Source organism: Streptomyces sp. NPDC088400, from assembly GCF_044753355.1.
GTDB lineage: Bacteria > Actinomycetota > Actinomycetes > Streptomycetales > Streptomycetaceae > Streptomyces.
In genome coordinates this window covers 147,325-168,205 of record NZ_JBIVMZ010000010.1, presented here as the reverse complement: position 1 = coordinate 168,205, position 20,881 = coordinate 147,325, and the positions used below count along the sequence as shown (strand labels likewise).

General features: G+C 69.8%; 17 protein-coding genes. 4 read left to right on the top strand and 13 right to left on the bottom strand.

Features of this window, described 5'->3' with window-relative positions:
• Nucleotides 1–87: 87 nt before the first annotated feature.
• From secG to ACIQD6_RS24800, 11 genes are all read right to left on the bottom strand, one after another.
• The gene (gene secG / locus ACIQD6_RS24850; RefSeq protein ID WP_401885872.1) at nucleotides 88–324 is read right to left on the bottom strand and encodes a preprotein translocase subunit SecG; all 237 of its coding nucleotides are present in this window, start codon (nucleotides 322–324) and stop codon (nucleotides 88–90) included.
• Between the two features lie 197 nt (nucleotides 325–521).
• Nucleotides 522–1,316, bottom strand: a complete 795-nt coding sequence (gene tpiA / locus ACIQD6_RS24845) for a triose-phosphate isomerase (RefSeq protein ID WP_401885871.1) — start codon at nucleotides 1,314–1,316, stop codon at nucleotides 522–524.
• 7 nt (nucleotides 1,317–1,323) lie between these two features.
• Nucleotides 1,324–2,535, bottom strand: a complete 1,212-nt coding sequence (locus tag ACIQD6_RS24840; RefSeq protein WP_401885870.1) for a phosphoglycerate kinase — start codon at nucleotides 2,533–2,535, stop codon at nucleotides 1,324–1,326.
• Nucleotides 2,536–2,659: 124 nt separating this feature from the next.
• A complete protein-coding gene (gene gap, locus ACIQD6_RS24835) occupies nucleotides 2,660–3,664 on the bottom strand; it encodes a type I glyceraldehyde-3-phosphate dehydrogenase (RefSeq protein WP_401885868.1) in 1,005 nt (334 codons plus the stop codon).
• Nucleotides 3,665–3,927: 263 nt separating this feature from the next.
• Nucleotides 3,928–6,918 carry a M14 family zinc carboxypeptidase gene (locus ACIQD6_RS24830; RefSeq protein WP_401885865.1) on the bottom strand — a complete coding sequence of 997 codons (2,991 nt, stop codon included), beginning with the start codon at nucleotides 6,916–6,918 and terminating at the stop codon, nucleotides 3,928–3,930.
• 252 nt (nucleotides 6,919–7,170) lie between these two features.
• Nucleotides 7,171–8,160 carry a DNA-binding protein WhiA gene (gene whiA / locus ACIQD6_RS24825; RefSeq protein WP_401885863.1) on the bottom strand — a complete coding sequence of 330 codons (990 nt, stop codon included), beginning with the start codon at nucleotides 8,158–8,160 and terminating at the stop codon, nucleotides 7,171–7,173.
• Nucleotides 8,151–9,185 carry a uridine diphosphate-N-acetylglucosamine-binding protein YvcK gene (gene yvcK / locus ACIQD6_RS24820; RefSeq protein WP_401885861.1) on the bottom strand — a complete coding sequence of 345 codons (1,035 nt, stop codon included), beginning with the start codon at nucleotides 9,183–9,185 and terminating at the stop codon, nucleotides 8,151–8,153. Before yvcK ends, whiA begins: the two co-directional genes overlap by 10 nt.
• The gene (rapZ, locus tag ACIQD6_RS24815; protein ID WP_401885858.1) at nucleotides 9,182–10,138 is read right to left on the bottom strand and encodes an RNase adapter RapZ; all 957 of its coding nucleotides are present in this window, start codon (nucleotides 10,136–10,138) and stop codon (nucleotides 9,182–9,184) included. The genes yvcK and rapZ overlap by 4 nt, the downstream gene beginning before the upstream one ends.
• Nucleotides 10,131–12,200: an excinuclease ABC subunit UvrC gene (gene uvrC / locus ACIQD6_RS24810; RefSeq protein ID WP_401885855.1), complete on the bottom strand. Its 2,070-nt coding sequence runs from the start codon at nucleotides 12,198–12,200 to the stop codon at nucleotides 10,131–10,133. Before uvrC ends, rapZ begins: the two co-directional genes overlap by 8 nt.
• 115 nt (nucleotides 12,201–12,315) lie before the next feature.
• Nucleotides 12,316–12,744 (bottom strand): Rieske (2Fe-2S) protein, encoded by a 429-nt coding sequence (locus tag ACIQD6_RS24805; RefSeq protein WP_401885853.1) that lies wholly within the window; start codon nucleotides 12,742–12,744, stop codon nucleotides 12,316–12,318.
• A 233-nt stretch (nucleotides 12,745–12,977) separates the two neighbouring features.
• Nucleotides 12,978–13,463, bottom strand: coding sequence for a MarR family winged helix-turn-helix transcriptional regulator (locus ACIQD6_RS24800; protein ID WP_401885850.1), 486 nt, complete (start codon nucleotides 13,461–13,463; stop codon nucleotides 12,978–12,980).
• A 174-nt stretch (nucleotides 13,464–13,637) separates the two neighbouring features.
• Between ACIQD6_RS24800 and ACIQD6_RS24795 the strand changes: the two genes are divergently transcribed.
• Entirely contained in the window at nucleotides 13,638–13,835 is a 198-nt protein-coding gene (locus ACIQD6_RS24795) for a ferredoxin (RefSeq protein ID WP_401885848.1), read from the top strand.
• A 45-nt stretch (nucleotides 13,836–13,880) separates the two neighbouring features.
• Nucleotides 13,881–15,098 (top strand): cytochrome P450, encoded by a 1,218-nt coding sequence (locus tag ACIQD6_RS24790; protein ID WP_401885847.1) that lies wholly within the window; start codon nucleotides 13,881–13,883, stop codon nucleotides 15,096–15,098.
• Between the two features lie 94 nt (nucleotides 15,099–15,192).
• Here ACIQD6_RS24790 and ACIQD6_RS24785 read toward each other — a convergent pair whose 3' ends face one another.
• Nucleotides 15,193–16,077 carry an alpha/beta fold hydrolase gene (locus ACIQD6_RS24785; RefSeq protein WP_401885844.1) on the bottom strand — a complete coding sequence of 295 codons (885 nt, stop codon included), beginning with the start codon at nucleotides 16,075–16,077 and terminating at the stop codon, nucleotides 15,193–15,195.
• 55 nt (nucleotides 16,078–16,132) lie between these two features.
• Nucleotides 16,133–19,123: an excinuclease ABC subunit UvrA gene (gene uvrA / locus ACIQD6_RS24780; RefSeq protein WP_401885842.1), complete on the bottom strand. Its 2,991-nt coding sequence runs from the start codon at nucleotides 19,121–19,123 to the stop codon at nucleotides 16,133–16,135.
• A gap of 230 nt (nucleotides 19,124–19,353) precedes the next feature.
• Between uvrA and ACIQD6_RS24775 the strand changes: the two genes are divergently transcribed.
• Entirely contained in the window at nucleotides 19,354–20,055 is a 702-nt protein-coding gene (locus tag ACIQD6_RS24775) for a maleylpyruvate isomerase family mycothiol-dependent enzyme (protein ID WP_401885840.1), read from the top strand.
• A 43-nt stretch (nucleotides 20,056–20,098) separates the two neighbouring features.
• Nucleotides 20,099–20,752 carry an MBL fold metallo-hydrolase gene (locus ACIQD6_RS24770; protein ID WP_401885838.1) on the top strand — a complete coding sequence of 218 codons (654 nt, stop codon included), beginning with the start codon at nucleotides 20,099–20,101 and terminating at the stop codon, nucleotides 20,750–20,752.
• Nucleotides 20,753–20,881 lie beyond the last annotated feature (129 nt).

The window sequence follows — 20,881 nt, the reverse complement described above, 5'->3', positions numbered from 1 at the left end:
GCGCGTCCAGTGAAGGGAGTTACCCCCTGCCGCCCGGCGCGGACCCTCATGATAGGCCGCGCCCGTGGCGCCGTACCGTACGTACGATCAGCTGTCCAGCTTGAGCAGCAGACCCAGGACGACGATGCACGCGAACCACGACAGGCCGACAACCACGGTGATGCGGTCGAGGTTACGCTCGGCGACCGAGGAACCACCGACGGACGACTGCATTCCGCCACCGAACATGTCGGAGAGTCCGCCGCCCTTTCCCTTGTGCATCAGCACCAGCAGCATCAGCAGCAGGCTGAAGACGATAAGGGCGATCGAGAACCCCATAACCACGGCTGGACCAACTTCCTCGGACTGACAGGACCGACAGGACTGAACAGGACTGCGAAAAACAGAACTGCGAAAACAGGACTGAAAAACGGACAACGGGGGCCGGGCGGGCATCCCCGGAATACATGGTCACGCCATGCGTTCCGGACCATGCCTTCTCGGCCCCCGCCAGGGTACGACGGATCCGTCCTACCGCATACTCACTGGTCGCGGAACCGGACGATCTTGACGAACTCGTCGGCGTCCAGCGCCGCCCCGCCCACCAGTGCGCCGTCCACATCGGGCTGCGCCATGATCGCGGCGACATTCCCGGACTTGACCGAGCCGCCGTACTGGATCCGGACCTTGTCGGCCAGCTCCTGGGAGTACAGCTCCGCGAGCCGCCCGCGGATCGCTCCGCAGACCTCCTGCGCGTCCTCCGGGGTGGCGACCTCGCCGGTGCCGATGGCCCACACCGGCTCGTAGGCGATCACGACGGATTCGGCCTGCTCGGCCGTGATGTCCGCGAGGCCGCCGTCGAGCTGGCTCAGCGTGTGGGAGACCTGCTCACCGGCCTTGCGGATGTCCAGGCCCTCGCCGATGCAGAGGATCGGGGTCAGGCCGTGCCGGTACGCGGCCTTCACCTTGGTGTTGCAGACCTCGTCCGTCTCGGCGTGGTACTGCCGGCGCTCGGAGTGCCCGACGGTCACGTACGTGCACTTGAGCTTGGCCAGCATGGGGCCGGAGATCTCACCGGTGTACGCGCCGGAGTCGTGCGCCGAGATGTCCTGGGCGCCGTACTTGATCTTGAGCTTGTCGCCGTCGACCAGGGTCTGGACGGACCGCAGGTCGGTGAAGGGCGCCAGCACGGCGACCTCGACGGCGTCGTAGTCCTTGTCTGCCAGGGCGAAAGCGAGCTTCTGGACGTGGGCGATGGCCTCGAGGTGGTTGAGGTTCATCTTCCAGTTGCCCGCCATCAGCGGCGTGCGGGCGGCGTTTTCGGATGAAGCGGTCATGGAAAGGTCAGTCCTCCAGTGCGGCGAGCCCGGGAAGCGTCTTGCCCTCGAGGTATTCGAGGCTCGCGCCGCCACCGGTCGAAATATGGCCGAATGCCTTCTCGTCGAAGCCCAGGATCCGGACGGCGGCGGCGGAGTCGCCACCGCCGACGACCGAGAAGCCCGAGGAGTCGACGAGCGCCTGGGCGACGGCCTTGGTGCCCTCGGCGTAGTCGGGGTGCTCGAAGACGCCCATGGGACCGTTCCAGAAGACGGTCTCGGCGTCGGCGAGCTTGGCGGCGTACAGGCGGCCGGTCTCCGGGCCGATGTCCAGGCCCATCTGTCCGGCCGGAATGGCGTTCGCGGCCACCGTGGCGGGGTGGGCCGGGGCCTTCGTCTTCAGGTCCGGGAACTCCGCCGCGACCAGCACGTCCACCGGCAGCACGAACTCCACGCCGATTTCCGTGGCGCGCTTCAGATATTCCTGGACGGCCGGGACCTGGTCCTCCTGGAGCAGCGAGGAGCCGATCTCGTGGCCCTGCGCCTTCAGGAAGGTGTAGGCCATACCGCCGCCGATCAGGATGCGGTCGGCCTTGCCCAGCAGATGGTCGATGACACCGAGCTTGTCGGAGACCTTGGCGCCGCCGAGCACGACGGCGTACGGCCGCTGGACATCGTCCGTGAGCTTCTTCAGGACGCCGACCTCGGTGGCGATCAGACCGCCCGCGGCGTGCGGCAGGCGGGCCGGCAGGTCGAAGACCGAGGCGTGCTTGCGGTGTACGGCGCCGAAGCCGTCGCCCACGTACAGGTCGGCCAGTTCGGCGAGTTGGCCGGCGAACGCGCCGCGCTCGGCGTCGTCCTTCGAGGTCTCGCCGGCGTTGAAGCGGAGGTTCTCGATGACGGCGACCTGGCCGTCGGCGAGGCCCGCGACCACGGACTTGGCGGAGTCGCCGACCGTGTCGGTCGCGAACGCCACGTCGGCTCCGAGGAGTTCACCGAGGCGGGCGGCTGCGGGCGCGAGCGAGAAGGCGGGGTCCGGGGCGCCCTTGGGGCGGCCCAGGTGGGAGGCGACGACCACGCGGGCGCCGGCCTCGGCGAGCCTGGCGACCGTCGGCTCGACGGCGCGGATGCGGCCGTCGTCGGTGATCGTGGTGCCGTCGAGCGGCACATTGAGGTCGGCGCGGACGAATACCCGCTTGCCGCCGACCCCTTCGGCGAGAAGTTCGTCGATCGTCTTCATCTGCTGCTGGACTCCTTGGGATGTCTGAACAGGCCAACAGGGCTCGAACAGCGCCACAGATGCGCCGACCGAGCCCTGTCACTCATATCGAGATGCCTACCGGCCCTGAATCAGGGGCCTGGTCTCAGAGCCGGCCGCCGACGAAGACGGTCAGGTCGACCAGACGGTTGGAGTAGCCCCACTCGTTGTCGTACCAGCCGATGATCTTGACGCTCTTGCCCTGGACCATGGTCAGGGAGGAGTCGAAGGTGCAGGAGGCGGGCCAGTTGACGATGTCCGAGGAGACGATCGGGTCCTCGGTGTAGTCCAGGTAACCCTTGAGCTCGCCCTGGGCGGCCTTCTGGAACGCGGCGTTGACCTCTTCCTTGGTCACCACACGCTCGGTCTCGACGACCAGGTCGGTGACGGATCCCGTCGGGACCGGGACGCGCATCGCCATGCCGTTGAGCTTGCCGGCCAGCTCCGGGATGACCAGGCCGAGGGCCTTGGCCGCGCCGGTGCTCGCCGGAATGATGTTCTCGGCGGCGGCGCGGGCGCGGCGCAGGTCCTTGTGCGGGAAGTCCTGAAGGCGCTGGTCGCTGGTGTACGCGTGGACCGTGGTCATCAGGCCCGAGACGACGCCGAAGTTCTCCAGGAGAACCTTGGCCATCGGCGCCACACAGTTCGTGGTGCAGGAGGCGTTGGAGATGATGTGGTGGCTGGCCGCGTCGTACTTGTCCTCGTTGACGCCCAGCACGATCGTGATGTCCTCGTCCGAGGCCGGAGCCGAGATGAGGACCTTCTTGGCGCCACCGGCGATGTGCTTCGCGGCGTCGGCCTTCTTGGTGAAGATGCCGGTCGACTCGATAACGATGTCGACGCCCAGCTCACCCCAGGGGATGTCGGCCGGGTCGCGCTCGGAGAGCACCTTGATGGTGTGGCCGTCGACCGTGATGGTGTCGGCGGTGTGTGACACCTCGGCCTTGAGGCGGCCGAGGATCGTGTCGTACTTCAGCAGATGCGCCGTGGTCGCAGTGTCACCCAGGTCGTTGACAGCCACGATCTCGATGTCTGCACCCTGCTCCAGCAGCGCGCGGAAGTAGTTACGACCGATGCGGCCAAAGCCGTTGATGCCTACGCGGATCGTCACGAACCGATCTCCTCGTTAGGTACGCCGGGTGTTCGACGCCGGCGAGTTGTATGGGATGTCCCCGACCGCTTATGACCCTACATCTCCACAGGCCACCCGGTGACATCCGGCGGTACTGCGTGCGCACGGTGGTCCGGACCGGCGATCCGTACCCGCTGATACGGGTACGGACCGCCGCGTCACAGGGCCGGGACGCCCTGTACGGGACGCCCTGGACCGGCCGGCGATGGGGAGGCGGCCGGTCTTATACCAGACGCGCGGGATCAGCGCCGCAGGGCCCGCAGCGCCTTGCCGAGCAGCGCCGCGCGCTCTGTCGCGTCCGGCACGTGCTCCAGGCCGAATCCGAGCAGCACGGTGTCCCGCGTGGTGACCGAGGCGTACGACGTGAAGAGCTCCTGGGAGCGCGCCCAGTTCCCCGTCACGACGGGGCTTCCCTGCGGCGCCCCGGGGGTGGTCCAGGCCCCGAGCGAGGTCTCGAAGCCCTCGGACTCCTTCTCCGCTCCGCCCACGGCCAGCCGCGCGCTGTCCGCGAAGACACCGCGTCCGCCGGAGCCGGGGTCGGTGATGTAGCTGAGCGACAGCTCCACCTTCGTGCCCGCGTAGTCACTCAGGTCGAAGGCGAGCTGTTTCCAGCCGTCGGAGCTGCCGGTGAGGCTGTTCCAGGCACCGCTGGTGCCGGTCGCGGCGCAGCCGTCGTTCCCGAGGGTCAGGTAGTGGCCGAGGAAGGGGTGGTCGTCGAGGAGGAACCCGGCCTCGCACTCGGCGGGGACGGTGGAACCGCTCGCGCCACCGGCCTCGGGGAGCGTGGTCCAGTCCTCGGCCCCGGCGGTGTGGGCCTCCAGGACGGCGTGGTCGTAGCCCTGCTCGGTGTCCCAGTTCAGCGCGAGGCGGAGTTCGGGCCGGTCGGCCGCGCCGACACCGGTGAGGTCGACGGTGCGGGTGAGGCGGCGCCAGGCGTCGTCCTGGTGGACGGTGGCCGCCATCCACTGCCCCTCGTAGGGGGCGTACGGATTCGCCGCGCCCGTGTAGGTGCCCGCCTTGGCGCTCTTGAACTGCGGATACGTCGCCGGGTCCAGGGTGTCGGAGGTGACCGTGTAGGCACCCGCCGGATTCAGCGGACTGCCGGGCGCCGCGGTGAGCGCCCCGGCCGCTCCGGCGAGCGCTCCGGTGCCGGTGAAGCCGGTGGCGCCGGGGTGGGACGTACGCGTGTACGCGCCCAGGTAGTACTGACTGAAGTCATTGGTCAGCGCTCGGCCCACCTGGACGTTTCCGCCGGCCGGCCGTCCCGCCTCGATCAGCTTGCCGCCCTCGTTGAGGAAGTCGCGCAGCGCCAGCTGGGTGGGGCCGCCCGGGGCCGCGGCGCCCGTGTAGTGGACGGCGGTGGAGAAGTGGCCGAGGACCCCCAGCGGGTGCGGGGCGCCCCGGGTGGCGACGTCCCAGACGGCGGCGGTACGGCCCTGGGCGCGCAGGGCGTCGACGTACGCCGTGGTCTGCCGGGCGGGCGCGCCCTCCTCGGCGATCACGAGCGTGTCGGCGCGGGGGCGCTGCGCCACGGTGTAGGTGAAGTGCTCGCTGGACGTGGCCTTTCCGGACCTGGTCCGCCCGGTGAACCAGACCTCGACCGTGTCACCCGGACGAGTGTCCCCGATCTCGGCGCGGTACTGGTCGAAGTGCAGGTTGTCCTCGCCGCCGTACGTCTCACCGCCCTTCCACGCCCGGAGATCCTTGTCGTGCGGACGCCCGCCGTTGACGCGGTAGTTGAGCTCCTTGTCGCGGAGCGACTTCCGGGCGGTGACGGCGACTTCCTGGTCCTCACCGCGCGCGTACGAGGTGGTGAACGGGTCGAGTGTGAAGTCGGGGGCGGTCAGACCGACCGAGGAGGACGGCCGGTCGGGATGCGCGGCGGTCTCCGCGACGGACAGCGCGAAGGGGATGTTCTTGGCGAACTCGCCCTGGATCAGCTTCTCGTCGTCGGGGAAGTTGAAGCCGGACCGGCAGTCCCGGGCCTCCCACGCGTCGTCCGGGTCGAGGCCCGACGCGGTCTGGCAGGTGGTCATCTCCGGGGTGAACATCATCGTTCCGTTGACGTTCGCCGCGTGCCCGTCGGCCTCACCGTTGGTGGTGTACAGCTCGGAGGAGACCTGCGGGTAGTAGCCGGGGATCGCGGAGTTCTCGGGGGTGCCCGCGAGCGACCTGTAGAGCACGTCGTCGGGGGTCGGGGTGGCGACCTGCCAGCCCACTCCGTACAGCAGCAGCTCTGCGGCGGAGTGGTAGTTGATGCCGTAGTCGAAGCCGACGCGCTTCTCGAAGCGGTCGATCGCCCGCGTCTCGGGCTCGGAGGCCGGGCCGGCGCCCCGGTAGGTCTCGCTGGTGGAGCGGGGGGACGAACCCTCGTCGTCGTAGCCCCACTTGTAGCCGAAGTTGCGGTTGAGGTCGACGCCGTCGGCGGAGGTCAGCTTCCCGTCCCCGTCGACGTCCCGGAGGTTCTTGCGCCAGAGCCGGGCGCTGTCCGCGCTGTGGGTGTAGTCGTAGCCGTCCGGGTTGGCGGACAGGACGAACCACAGTTCGGTGGAGTCGACGATCTTCGTGATCCGCCGGTCCTTGCCGTAGTTGTCCACGAAGTGGTGCATCAGCCGGCGGGTCATCTCGGGAGTGATCCACTCCCGGGCGTGCTGGTTGGACATGTACAGCACGGACGGCTTGGCCCCGTCCTCGGTCTTCCGCGCTCCCTTGCTGAGCTTGAGGGCCAGGATGTCCTGGCCCTTGAGCGTCTTGCCGAGGGAGACGACCTTGGTGATACCGGGGTTGGCCTGCCCGGTGCTGACGATCTCCTCCTGGAGATTGCCCTTGCCGCTGTACGGGCGGAAGACGCCGTCGCCCGCCGCGCGCACCCGGGCCGCGGCCTCCGCGGAGACCTTCCGTTCGGTGACGTCGACGCCCTGCTTCCGCAGGGCGCGCGCCTGGGTGTCGGTGAGGAACAGCTCGACCTTGGCGGTCCCCTTCCCGGCTGCCCGTTCGGTCAGTTCATGGGCGTCCTGACCGGCTGCGAGAAGCAGCGGTACCTGCTCCTTGACGACCTCGGCGTCGAAGACCTTCACGGCGTCCGCGCCCGGTCGGGCCTCGGGCCCAGGCGCCTGGGCGTCGAGTCCCCCCGCCCGGGCCTCGGGCTCCCGCGCCTGGGCGGCGGGCGCCGCCGTCATTCCGCCCAGCAGTAACGCGCCCGCCGCGAGGATCGATCCCGCTCTTCGTCTCATGTGCGCCCCTTGCTGTTGTCTGGCTTGTCCGTGGACAGACGCCAGGCTCACGACCCTTCATGATCGTGTCAAGGGCGCCTCGAATGCCACGCAAAACGCCTGCCGCCGACGCCTGTAGGGCGTCGGCGGCAGGCAGTTGAGCACGGGGCGCGGCGGTCCGGGAGGGCGCCGTATACGTACGGAGCTCGCTCATCGGTACGGGCCGGGTAAGCGGACGGGCGTCGGCACGGCGGTACGGGCCGGGGCGACGGCTCAGCCGACGAGACCGTCGGCCAACTCCTCGCTGAGATTGGACTCCGTACCCGGAATCCCGAGATCCTGCGCCCGCTTGTCGGCCATGGCCAGCAGTCGGCGGATCCGGCCCGCGACCGCGTCCTTGGTGAGCGGCGGGTCGGCGAGCGCGCCCAACTCCTCCAGCGAGGCCTGCTTGTGCTCCATGCGCAGCCGGCCCGCGGCGGCGAGATGCTCGGGCACCTCCTCGCCGAGGATCTCCAGCGCGCGCTGCACCCGGGCTCCGGCGGCGACCGCGGCACGGGCGGAGCGGCGCAGGTTCGCGTCGTCGAAGTTGGCGAGGCGGTTGGCGGTGGCGCGGACCTCGCGGCGCATCCGCCGCTCCTCCCAGGCCAGCACCGAATCGTGCGCGCCGAGCCGGGTCAGCAGGGCGCCGATGGCGTCCCCGTCCCGTACGACCACGCGGTCCACCCCGCGCACCTCACGGGCCTTGGCGGCGATCTGGAGTCTGCGGGCCGCGCCGACCAGCGCGAGGGCGGCCTCGGGACCCGGGCAGGTCACCTCCAGCGAGGAGGACCGGCCGGGCTCGGTGAGCGAGCCGTGCGCCAGGAACGCGCCCCGCCAGGCCGCCTCCGCGTCGCAGGTGGCACCGGAGACGACCTGCGGGGGCAGGCCGCGGATCGGGCGCCCCCGGCCGTCGACCAGACCGGTCTGCCGGGCCAGCTGATCGCCGCCGGTAATCACCCGTACGACGTAACGGCTGCCGCGGCGCAGCCCGCCGGGGGCCATCACCACCAGCTCCGAGTTGTGCCCGAAGATCTCCAGGATGTCCTTGCGAAGCCGGCGCGCGGCGACGCTGGTGTCCAGCTCCGCCTCGATCACGATGCGGCCGCTGACCAGGTGCAGCCCGCCCGCGAACCGAAGAATCGCCGAGACCTCGGCCTTCCTGCAGCACGTCCGGGTGACGGGGAGGCGGGCGATCTCGTCCTTCACCGCTGGCGTCATCGCCATGGGCCGATCCTTCCATGCATCCGAAAAATACGGTCGTACGCGGCTGCCAACAGCTCCGGATCATGGACCGGGGAACTGTCGGGCGCTGCCACCGGCGCCAGCTCGACCGCGGCACCGAACCGCTTGGCGGCATCGGCGAGTGACTCGCTGTCGGGCACGGCGGCCTCATCGGCCAGCACCACGTCCAGGGCGAGTTTAGGGGCGTGTCGCCCCAAAACCTCCAAATGACGCTGCGGTGAGAAGCCACTGGTTTCGCCGGGTTGCGGCGCGAGGTTCAGGGAGAGGACCCGGCGGGCCTTGGTCTGGAGGAGCGCGTCGAGCAGTTCGGGCACCAGCAGGTGCGGGATCACGGAGGAGAACCAGGAGCCGGGGCCGAGCACCACCCAGTCGGCGTCCATCACGGCGGCGACGGCCTCGGGGACCGCCGGCGGGTCGTTCGGTACGAGATGTACGGACTGCACCTCGCCGCGGGTGAGCGCGACCGTCGCCTGGCCGCGCACCGTCTCCACGTCGTCGGGGCGCGCCGGGTCATGGCCCCGTACGAGCGCCTGGAGCTCCAGCGGTACGGCGGACATGGGCAGCACCCGGCCGTGCGCGCCGAGGAGCTTGCCGACCAGGTCCAGGGCCTGGACATGGTCGCCGAGCTGCTCCCACAGGGCGACGATCAGCAGATTGCCGACCGCGTGCTCGTGGAGCTCGCCCTGGGACTGGAACCGGTGCTGGATCACCCGCGCCCAGGTCTGGCCCCAGTCGTCGTCGCCGCAGAGCGCCGCCAGGGCCTTGCGCAGGTCGCCGGGCGGCAGCACTCCGAGCTCGTCCCGGAGCCGGCCGCTGGAGCCGCCGTCGTCGGCGACGGTGACCACGGCGGTCAGATCCCCGGTGATCCGGCGCAGCGCCGCGAGGGAGGCGGACAGCCCCATGCCGCCGCCGAGGGCGACGACCTTCGGCTGGGCGCCGCGACCCCGCGCCGACAGTACGGGGCCGCCCCGGCGCAGCCTGCGCATGCGGAAGGTGCGTCCGGTCACTCGCGCCCCATGTCCCGGTGGACGATGACGGTCTCGATGCCCGCGGCGGCGAGGCGCGCGGTGAGCTTCTCGGACATGGCGACCGAACGGTGCTTGCCGCCCGTACAGCCGACGGCGACCGTGACGTAGCGCTTGCCCTCGCGGCGGTATCCGGCGGCGATCAGCTGGAGCAGTTCCGTGTAGCGGTCGAGGAACTCCTTGGCGCCCGGCTGGTTGAAGACGTACGCCGACACCTCCTCGTTGAGCCCGGTGAAGGGGCGCAGCTCCGGGACCCAGTGCGGGTTGGGCAGGAAGCGGCAGTCGACGACCAGGTCGGCGTCGACCGGCAGGCCGTACTTGTAGCCGAAGGACATGACCGTGGCGCGCAGCTCCGGCTTCTCGTCGCCGGCGAACTGGGCGTCCATCTTGGCGCGCAGCTCATGGACGTTGAGGCTGGAGGTGTCGATCACCAGATCGGCGTCGCCGCGCAGCTCGCGCAGCAGATCGCGCTCGGCCTCGATGCCGTCGACGATCCGGCCGTCGCCCTGGAGCGGGTGCGGGCGCCGTACGGATTCGAACCGGCGGACCAGCGCCTCGTCGGACGACTCCAGGAAGACGATCCGCCGGGTGACCTGCTTGGCGTCGAGGTCGGCGAGGGACTCGCGGAGGTTGTCGAAGAACCGCCGGCCCCGTACGTCGACCACGACGGCGATCCGCGCCACGTTGCCCTGCGAGCGGGCGCCGAGCTCCACCATGGTGGGGATCAGCGCGGGCGGCAGGTTGTCCACGACGAACCAGCCGAGGTCCTCCAGGCACTTCGCCGCCGTACTGCGGCCCGCGCCCGACATGCCGGAGATGATCACCAGCTCGGGGATGGCCGCCTCGCCGGTCTCACCGGCCTCACCGGTCTCCTTGGTGGTGCCCGTACTGCCCGTACTCACGTGCCCTGCTCCGTCCCGGTCGTGCTCAGTCATGCCTGGTGCCCCCGTTGTCTTCCATGATCTCTCCTGTTGCCGTGTTCACGGCGGGTGTGGCCGGGGCCGCCTCGGCCAGGGCCACGACGACGGACTCGGCCGTCTTGCGGCCCAGGCCCGGAACCTCGCAGATCTGCTCGATTGTCGCCTGCCGCAGCCGCTTCACCGAGCCGAAATGCTTGATGAGTGCCTGTTTCCGGGTCTCGCCGAGCCCGGGGACCTCGTCCAGTGGACTGCTCCTGACGCGCTTGGCCCGCTTGGAGCGCTGGTAGGTGATGGCGAAGCGGTGCGCCTCGTCGCGTACGCGCTGGAGGAGGTAGAGGCCCTCGCTGGAGCGGGGCAGGACCACCGGGTCGTCGTCCTCGGGAAGCCAGACCTCTTCGAGGCGCTTGGCGAGACCGCAGACGGCGACATCGTCTATGCCCAGTTCGTCGAGAGCGCGCTTGGCGGCCGCGACCTGGGGCTGTCCGCCGTCCACGACGACCAGCTGGGGCGGGTAGGCGAAGCGCTTGGGCCGGCCGTCGTCCTCCAGGGGGGACTCGCCGGGGAGCAGCGGCCGGGGCTGTTCCAGTTGTTCCTGCGGCTGGTCCTGCTGGTCCAGCTCTTGCGACTGGTCCCGCGGTTCCTGCTGCCGGGCCTCCTCCGACCACTCCCCGGTGTTCTCCTTCTCCTGGAGATAGCGCCGGAAGCGCCGGTTGATCACTTCGTGCATCGACCGTACGTCGTCCTGGCCCTCGAAGGTCTTGATCTGGAAGCGGCGGTATTCGCTCTTACGGGCGAGGCCGTCCTCGAAGACCACCATGGACGCCACGACGTCGTCGCCCTGGAGGTGCGAGATGTCGAAGCACTCGATCCGCAGCGGCGCGCTGTCCAGGTCGAGGGCCTCCGCGATCTCCTCCAGCGCGCGGGAGCGGGTGGTGAGATCGCTGGCGCGCTTGGTCTTGTGCAGGACCAGGGACTGCTGGGCGTTGCGCCCGACCGTCGCCATCAGGTCCTTCTTGTCGCCGCGCTGCGGAATCCGCAGGGAGACCTGGGAGCCGCGACGCTCACTCAGCCACTGTGTGACGGCGTCCGTGTCCTCCGGCAGGGCGGGGACGAGCACCTCCTTGGGGACGGCGTCGCCGCGCTCCTCCCCGTACAGCTGCTGAAGCGCGTGCTCGACCAGGCCCGCCGTCTCCACGGCCTCGACCTTGTCGGTGACCCAGCCGCGCTGGCCGCGGACCCGGCCGCCACGGACATGGAAGATCTGTACGGCGGCCTCCAACTCGTCCTCGGCGACGGCGATCAGGTCGGCGTCGGTGGCGTCGGCGAGCACGACGGCGTTCTTCTCCATCGCGCGGCGCAACGCGCCTATGTCGTCACGCAGCCGGCCCGCCTTCTCGTACTCCATCTCCTCGGCCGCCGCCTTCATCTCCCGCTCCAGGCGGCGGATGTACGTACCGGTGCGGCCGGCCATGAAGTCGCAGAATTCCTCGGCCAGTTCGCGGTGCTCCTCCGGGGTGACCCGGCCGACGCAGGGGGCCGAGCACTTGCCGATGTAGCCGAGGAGGCAGGGACGGCCGGTCCGTACCGCGTTCTTGAACACCCCGGCGGAGCACGTCCGTACAGGAAACACACGGAGCATCAGATCGACGGTCTCGCGGATGGCCCAGGCCTGTCCGTACGGGCCGAAGTAGCGCACGCCCTTCTTCTTGGCGCCGCGCATGACCTGGACGCGCGGGAACTCCTCGTTCATCGTCACCGCGAGCGACGGATAGCTCTTGTCGTCGCGGTACTTGACGTTGAAGCGGGGGTCGAACTCCTTGATCCAGGAATACTCCAGCTGAAGCGCCTCGACCTCGGTGGAGACGACGGTCCACTCGACGGAGGCCGCCGTGGTGACCATGGAGCGGGTACGCGGATGCAGACCCGCCAGGTCCTGGAAGTAGTTGGCGAGCCGCTGACGCAGGCTTTTCGCCTTTCCGACGTAGATCACCCGGCGGTGATCGTCGCGGAACTTGTAGACCCCCGGCGAGTCGGGGATCTGTCCCGGCTTGGGGCGGTAACTGGAGGGGTCGGCCATGCCGTCCACCCTACTGTCGAGGACCGACAGTGCGGCCCCGCGGATCCCACCCCTCAGGTCCCGGGACCGGCACTCAGGGGCTGGGCGCTCGGCGCTCGGACCTTGGGACCGGCACTCAGCTCTTGGGCCCCGCGACGAGCTTGCCGTCCTCGGCGGTGACCGGTACCTCGGGCAGCGGGACGGTGGCCGGGCCGTGGAGCGCCTTGCCGGTGGTGACATCGAACTTGCTGCCGTGACACGGGCAGTCACCCACGGTGCCCTCCAGCTTCTCCAGGAGGCAGCCCGCGTGGGTGCACTGCGCGCTGAAGGCCTTGTACTCCCCCTTCGCCGGGCAGCTCACCACCAGACGCTGTTCCCGGTAGAGCTTGGCGCCGCCGACCGGGACCGCGTCCGAGGGACCGAGGTCGACCGAGGCGGTGGGTGTGGGGGTGTCGGCGTGGCCCAGCTTGGATTCGGTGGAGCAGGCCGCCGCTCCCAGTCCTGCCGCACCGGCGAGCGCGGCCCCCTTCAGCACGGTACGGCGAGGGGCGGACGGACCGGGCATGGTGTCTCCACGGGTCAGAGGTGTCGCTGGAGCGTCGGTGACATACGTGACGATACCGGGGCCGTTCCGGCGGCTTTCCGGCGGCCCGCCGAGGGTGCCGGTAAGCCTTCGAGGCAGTCTTCGGATGCCTTACGGGGCCGCCGTCCCGGAGAAGCGGAGCCTTGGGCGGCCGGCAGACCTCGGCGGCCCGCCTGATCAGCCCGCCTGATCATCCGCCGGATCGGTCCGCCTGATCAGTCCGGCGGCTCCCCGGCCTGCCTCCCCCGGCGATGACCGGATATCCGGCGCAGCACTTCGATCGCGTCGCCGATCTGATGCGCGGTCACCCCGGCGAGGCTCTCCGTGAGCATGGCCTGGGCCGCCCGGTCGACCCGCGCGAGGGTGTCGAGCCCCCGGACCGTGGGGGTGATCCGCTGCGCCCTCCGGTCCGCCGCCTCCTCGACGCGGACGACGAGGCCCTGCCGTTCGAGCTCCCGGACCTGTCGCGTGACGTGCGGGGTACGGACCCCCAGTCGCTCCGCGATCCGCCCGATACGCATCGGCTCACCCTCGTCCACCAGCACCCGCAGCAGGGCGAGACCCGCGCGGTCGACGGGCATCCCGGCCATCGCGACGAGCAGTTCGTGGGACCGGGGCCGGGTGAGGTCATAGGCGAGCGCGCTCAGCAGGGCCTGCAATTCGGCGATGCCGTCGGCTTCGCGAGCAGGTGAATCGTCCACCGGCCCATCATGCCCGACCGCTCCCCCGCCGCCGTCGGCCGCGTGGAGAGATGGCGGGATGGCGAGATGGCGAGATGGCCGAAGAAGTACTTGCCTCATACACCCACCCAGGCTAAAAAGTACTTAAGGTAACTAATATCCTCGACACGGAACCGATCCCGTTGGGAGAGCTCTATGCGTATCGCGATCGACGAGGACAAGTGCTGCGGAGCCGGTCAGTGCGTACTGGCGGCCGACGACCTTTTCGACCAGCGGGACGAGGACGGCGTCGTCGTGCTGCTCGACGCCACGCCGCCCGCCGACGCCCTGGACCGTGCGCGTGAGGCCGCCGCCCTCTGCCCCGCGGCGGCGATCGACGTGCACGACGCCTGACCCGCGCGGCCACACACCCCCTCACCGCTGTCTGGAGGACGCTTCATGACCGAGACGGCCATCCCCACCTTTCCCCTCAGCCGGGCGTCCGGCTGCCCCTTCGATCCGCCCCCGCAGTACGCGACGATGCGCAAGGAAGCGCCGGTCTCGCCGATCCGGCTGTGGAACGGGCAGGTGGCCTGGATCCTCACCCGGTACGAGGACCAGCGCGCCGTGCTCGCCGACACGCGGTTCAGCGCCGACGCCACCCGCCCCGGCCACCCCAGCCAGAGTGCGGGGGTCAGCGCGACGCGGCGCACCGCGACTCCGCCCTTCATCACGCAGGACGATCCCGATCACAACCGCAACCGGCGTATGTTCACCGCCCACTTCACGGTCAAGCGCATCGCCGCGATGAAGCCCCGCATCCAGCAGATCATCGACATCCTCCTCGACGACATGGAAGCGGCCGGGCCTCCGGCCGACCTGGTCCGGGCCTTCGCCCTGCCCATGCCCTCGCTCGTCATCAGCGAGCTTCTCGGAGTCCCCGACAAGGATCACGGCCTCTTCCAGCGCGCCGCCCGCGCGCTTGTCACCCTGGACAGCACCCCGGAGCAGAGCAGGGACGCCGCCGGGGAACTGGCCGATTACCTCAGCGCCCTGATCACCGTCAAGGACAGCGATCCGGCCGACGACCTGCTCAGCGCGCTGGTCGTGGAACGTATGCGCACCGGCGAACTCAGCCGGAGGCAACTGGTGGAGAACGCGGTCCTGCTGCTCGTCGCGGGACACGAGACCACCGCGAACATGACCGCCCTGGGCACACTCGCCCTCCTGCACCACCCCGAGCAGCTCGCCGTCGTCCGGGACAGCGACGACCCCGCGCGCATCGCCACCGCCGTGGAAGAACTGCTGCGCTATCTCACCATCACCCACAGCGGGCGCCGCCGGGTGGCCATCGAGGACGCCGAGATCGCGGGAACCGTCATCCACGCGGGTGAGGGGGTCATTCTGGCCAACGACGCGGCGAACCGTGACGAGAGCGTCTTCGACGACCCCGACCGTCTCGACATCGACCGGCCCGAGGCGCGGCGCCATATGGCCTTCGGCCACGGCACCCACCAGTGCCTGGGCCAGAACCTGGCCCGTGCCGAGCTCCAACTCGCCTATCCGGCCCTGCTGCGCCGCTTCCCGAAGCTGCACACCACGGTCCCCGACGACCAACTCCGCTTCAAGGAGGACATGCTCGTCTACGGCGTCCACGAACTGCCCGTCGCCTGGTAGCCGCGGCACGTCGTAGTCACGGCGCCGGATCCGGTGCGGTGGGAGACGACCGGCACCCGTTTCCCGCCGCACCGCTCCCATGAGGCGTGGGGCATCAGGACATCAGAAAAGCACCTGTCGCCGCGCGGAAGCCCTCCGGGTCCTCCGTCCACGGCAAGTGCCCGGCACCGGCCAGGGTCGTCCTGGTCACGTCGGGAAGCGCCCTCTCCAGCGAGTCCACCGCCCACCGGGGCCGGATGTCACGCTCCCCGTCCACGATCAGCACGGGTACGCGCAGCGCCGCGCACCGGTCCCGTATCCCGTCGGCGGCCGGGCTCCGCCTCAACTCCGCGCCGATGGTGGCGTTGCACTCGTAGTTGACGCCGAACCACGGGGTCGCCATGGCCTCGGCGTACTCCAGGGCGCGGTCCCGGTCGCTGAAATCCACCGACCACTGAAGGACCGCCAGCTCCCGGTTCTCCGCCTCCGTACGGTCGTCACCCCGGGCACGGAGTTCCTCCCAGCGTTCGCGGTGTCCGCCCAGCTGCCGCAGGAAGGCGTCCTTGTACACCGGGTGCCAGGTGGCGTCGGTGTCGATGCCCGTACCGGAGACATAGATCAGCCGGCTGACGCGGCCGGGGTGGGCCAGGGCACAACTCAGGGCCAGCCGCGCGCCCCAGGAGTGGCCGAGCAGCGCCATCCGGTCCAGGCCGAAGTGACGCCGTACGGCGTCGAGATCGGCCACCGAGCGGTCGACACCGTACGGCCCGGAGCGCTGGGAACGGCCGCAGCCGCGCTGATCCCAGCGGAACACCTGGCTGCCCGGCAGCAGGGCGGCCGGCTCCTCCAGGGTGTCCCAGACGCCCGGCCCGCCGTGGCAGAAGACCACGGGCTCGCCCGCCCCGGCGGCCGTCCGGGCGGCCCAGAGCCGTATCCCGTCGTCCGTCAGCACCGTCTCGGCCGTCGTGCCCGTCTTCGCCGCCTCGGCTGTCTCGTCCATCCCGGAATTGTGCCGGGCCCGGGACGGACGGGACAGCCCCTGACGGGGCGTCGGCTCAGGACCGGCGCGCCGCTGTCTTCTTCGCCACCGTCTTCGCCGTGGTCTTCTTCACGGCCGTCTTCGCCACGGCCGTCGTGGCTGCCTTCTTGGCCGCCGTCTTCCGGGTCGTGGCCTTCTTCGCCGGCGTCGCGTCGCTGATCCGCTCGACGTCGAGAATGTCCCGCAGGAACTTCCCGGTGTGGCTGGCCGGGACCCCGGCGACCTGCTCCGGGGTGCCTTCCGCGATGACCAGACCGCCTCCGTTACCCCCCTCGGGACCCATATCGATCACCCAGTCCGCCGTCTTGATGACGTCCAGGTTGTGCTCGATGACGATCACCGTGTTGCCCTTTTCGACCAGCCCCGACAGCACGTTGATCAGCTTGCTGATGTCCTCGAAGTGCAGACCAGTCGTGGGCTCGTCCAGGACGTAGACCGTACGGCCCGTGGAGCGCTTCTGGAGTTCGCTCGACAGCTTCACGCGCTGTGCCTCGCCGCCCGAGAGGGTCGGCGCCGACTGACCGAGCCGGACATACCCCAGGCCGACCTCGTTGAGGGTCTTGAGGTGGCGCGAGATCGTCGGGACGGCCTCGAAGAAGTCCAGGGCCTCCTCGATCGGCATGTCCAGCACTTCGGCGATGGACTTGCCCTTGTAGTGGACCTCCAGGGTCTCCCGGTTGTAGCGCGCTCCGTGGCAGACCTCGCACGGGACGTAGACGTCCGGCAGGAAGTTCATCTCGATCTTGATGGTGCCGTCGCCCGAGCAGTTCTCGCAGCGGCCGCCCTTGACGTTGAAGGAGAAGCGCCCGGGGAGGTAGCCGCGGACCTTCGCCTCCATCGTCTCGGCGAAGAGCCGGCGGACATGGTCGAAGACCCCGGTGTACGTGGCCGGGTTGGACCGGGGCGTACGGCCGATGGGCGACTGGTCGACATGGACCACCTTGTCGACCAGGTCGTCGCCGTCGACCCGGGTGTGCCGTCCCGGCACCGACTTCGCACCGTTCAACTCGCGCGCCAGGTGCGTGTAGAGGATGTCGTTGACCAGCGTCGACTTGCCGGAGCCCGAGACGCCTGTGATCGCCGTGAACATACCCAGCGGGAACGACACGTCGATGTCGCGCAGGTTGTTCTCCCGGGCGCCGTGCACGGTGAGCTGCCGTGCCGGGTCGGCGGGCCGGCGGATGTCCGGCGTCGGGATGTTCCTCTTGCCGGCGAGATACTGGCCGGTCAGCGATTCCTTGTTGGCCAGCAGGCCCTTCAAGGGGCCGGAGTGCACGACCTTGCCGCCGTGCTCACCCGCGCCGGGGCCGATGTCGACCACCCAGTCGGCCACCTTGATCGTGTCCTCGTCGTGCTCCACGACGATGAGGGTGTTCCCCATGTCCCGCAGCCGGACCAGGGTCTCGATGAGCCGGTGGTTGTCCCGCTGGTGCAGGCCGATGGACGGCTCGTCCAGGACGTAGAGCACACCGACCAGGCCCGAACCGATCTGGGTGGCGAGCCGGATGCGCTGCGCCTCACCGCCGGAGAGGGTGCCCGCCGCGCGGTTCAGCGACAGGTAGTCCAGGCCGACGTCGACCAGGAACTTCAGCCGCTCGTTGACCTCCTTGAGGACCCGCTCGGCGATCTTCTTGTCCCGGGCGTTCAGCCGGAGTTCGGCGAGGAAGTCGGCGCAGTCGCTGATCGACATAGCGGAGACCTCGGCGATGGACCTCTCCATGACCGTGACCGCGAGGACGATCGGCTTGAGGCGGGTGCCCTCACAGGTCGGGCAGGGCACCTCACGCATATAGCCCTCGAAGCGCTCCCGGCTGGCGTCGCTCTCGGCCTCCGTGTGACGCCGCTTGACGAAGGAGACGGCCCCCTCGAAGGCGGGGGTGGTGTAGGCGCGCTCCCGCCCGTACCTGTTCCGGTAGCGGACCTCGACCTGGGTCTTGTGGCCGTGGAGCAGGGCCTTCCTGGCGCGCTGCGGCAGCCCGGCCCAGGGGATGTCCGTACGGAACCCGAGGGCCTGGGCGAGGCCGCCGATCAGCCGTCCGAAGTACTCCTTGGTGTGGCCGTGGGACCAGGGGTGGATCGCGCCTTCGTCCAGGGACTTCTCCTCGTCCGGAACGATCAGCTCCGGGTCGACCTCCATGCGCGTACCGATACCCGTGCAGTCGGGGCAGGCACCGAAGGGCGAGTTGAAGGAGAAGGAGCGGGGCTCCAGCTCCTCGAAGGAGAGGTCGTCGTACGGGCAGTACAGATGCTCCGAGTACATCCGCTCGCGCTCGGGGTCGTCCTCGGGGAGATCGACGAAGTCGAGCACGACCATGCCGCCGGAGAGCCCCAGAGCGGTCTCGACCGAGTCGGTCAGCCGGCGCTTGGCGCTGTCCTTCACCGTGAGGCGGTCGACGACCACCTCGATGGTGTGCTTCTCCTGCTTCTTGAGCGTGGGCGGCTCGCTGAGCTGGATGGTCTGCCCGTCGACCCTGGCCCTGCTGTAGCCCTTGGTCTGAAGATCGGAGAAGAGGTCGACGAACTCGCCCTTGCGCTCGCGGACCAGCGGCGAGAGGACCTGGAAGCGGCTGCCCTCGGGCAGATCCAGCACCTTGTCGACGATGGCCTGCGGCGACTGCCGGGAGATCGGCCGGCCGCACTCGGGGCAGTGGGGCTTGCCGATCCGGGCGAAGAGCAGCCGGAGGTAGTCGTACACCTCGGTGATCGTGCCGACCGTCGAGCGCGGGTTGCGCGAGGTCGACTTCTGGTCGATGGAGACAGCCGGGGAGAGACCTTCGATGAAGTCGACGTCCGGCTTGTCCATCTGGCCGAGGAACTGCCGGGCGTACGAGGAGAGCGACTCCACGTACCGGCGCTGGCCCTCGGCGAAGATCGTGTCGAACGCGAGAGAGGACTTGCCCGACCCGGAAAGCCCGGTGAAGACGATGAGGGAGTCACGGGGGAGGTCGAGCGAGACGTTCTTGAGATTGTGCTCGCGCGCGCCACGGACGATGAGACGGTCGGCCACGCCGGTCCGCACCTTTCTGAAAGAGAAGCAGGGGCGGAGCCCCCTTCACCAGACCAGGGGGGTCGCCAGAGCGATGGATTGCCAAGCGGTGGATTGCCCGGCCCGGTCTTGCCGGGCCAACTTTGCCTACATGCCAGGATGCCTCTCCCGACCCTATAGCACGCACATTCGATTTACGGCGGCCCTCTGCCGCCTTCACCCGAACGAGTGGCGGGGCTATCGTCGGCGTCATGATCGACCATGTGCACGACCTGGCATCTGTACGTGAGGCGACGGATCGGCTTCTCGGCGCGGCCGCCCTGCTGGACAACGCGGCCGTCGCCGCGCCGTCACGGCTTCCGGGCTGGAGCAGGGGCCACGTGCTGGCCCATATCGCCCGGAACGCGGACGCTCTGGTCAATGTCCTCGAAGGCCGGCCGATGTATCCGGACGCCGCGACCCGCGACGCCGACATCGAGCGGGACGCTCCCCGCGGCCTCGATGTCCACCTCGCCGATGTACGTAACACCGCCGACCGCTTCCAGCATTCCGCGGCCGTGCCCGCCGACTGGAACCGTGTCGTCACGATGCGCAACGGCGTCACGGATGTGGCGGCGCGGCTTCCGTTCCGGCGGCTGATCGAGGTCGAGCTGCACCATGTCGATCTGGGGCTCGACCGCGACCTCGAGGATCTGTCCGAGGAGTTCACACTCCGCGAGATCGCCTTCCTCGCGGAGCGCTTCTCCGGCAACCCCGACATCCCGTCGCTGACCCTCGGCACACCGGACGGACGTGTATGGCACACCGGGCGCGCGGAGGGCACTGAGGAGGGCACGCGGCTCTCGGTCACGGGCCCGGCGGCGGACCTGATGGGCTGGCTCGCGGGCCGCCGCGAGGGGACCGCCCTGGAGTGCTCCGGCGGCGGACCTCTGCCCGTACTGCCCGCGCTCTAGGCGTACGCCTTGCCCGTACTGCCCCCGCTATAGGCTGAACCGCATGACGTACAGCGGAGCGGTGAAGGTCGACGGACCGGCGGATGTGCACGAGCTACCTGCCCTGATGATCTCCAAGGTCGCCGTCGGGCCGATGGAGAACAACGCCTACTTGTTGCGCTGCCGGGCCACCGGCGAGCAGCTGCTGATCGACGCGGCGAACGACGCCTCGACCCTCCTGACCCTGGTCGGTGACGACGGCCTCGCGTCCGTCGTCACCACCCACCGCCACGGCGACCACTGGCAGGCCCTGGCCGAGGTCGTGGCGGCCACCGGCGCCCGTACGTACGCGGGCCGGTACGACGCCGAGGGCATCCCCGTCGCGACCGATGTCCTGGTCGAGGACGGGGACATCGTCCGGGTCGGAGAGATCGAGCTCACCGCCCTGCACCTGGTGGGCCACACCCCGGGCTCGATCGCCCTGGTCTACGAGGACCCGCACGACCACGCGCATGTCTTCACCGGCGACTGCCTCTTCCCCGGCGGCCCCGGGAAGACAGCGGGTCCGGCGGACTTCGCCAGCCTGATGGACGGACTCGAAACCAAGATCTTCGGGGCCCTGCCGGACGAGGCCTGGATCTATCCGGGCCATGGCAACGACTCCACCATCGGCGCCGAGCGCCCGCACCTCGCGGAGTGGCGCGCCCGAGGCTGGTGACCCGCAGACTTCCCCGTTGCCTCGCACCTGCCTCGTACGCGGCCGGAGCGGACACCTGAGGCGCGAACGGGTCCGGACACACACGTGCGGGGCGGGTGGCACGCTGCCACTCGCCCCGCACGCGGGTAC